Raw genomic sequence first — 241 nt, 5'->3', positions numbered from 1 at the left:
GCATCGCGATCCAGGCACGTTGCCGCTCACCGCCTGACAATGTTCCGACGATACGGTCGGCGAACTTCTCGATATGCGTTGCTCGGAGGGCTTCCTCGACTTTCCCTTCATCGTTCTTGGTGAAGCGGCCAAGCGCCCCGTGCCACGGATAGCGACCGCATCCCACAAGCTCGCGGACTGTCATTTCCGATCCGGTCGTGACATCCTGGGGCAGATATGCGACCGAACGAGCGAAAGCGCG

Annotated in this window: 1 protein-coding gene; it reads right to left on the bottom strand. The window is 61.0% G+C overall.

Annotated features, from left to right (window positions below):
* Window positions 1-241, bottom strand: a 241-nt coding sequence (locus tag AF337_RS08150) for an ATP-binding cassette domain-containing protein (protein ID WP_152970962.1), incomplete at both ends; no start/stop codon positions are given.

This window comes from Rhizobium ecuadorense, assembly GCF_001187535.1.
Classification (GTDB): domain Bacteria; phylum Pseudomonadota; class Alphaproteobacteria; order Rhizobiales; family Rhizobiaceae; genus Rhizobium; species Rhizobium ecuadorense.
The sequence above is the reverse complement of the archived record's forward strand: the minus strand, read 5'-3'. Positions and strand labels throughout refer to the sequence as shown.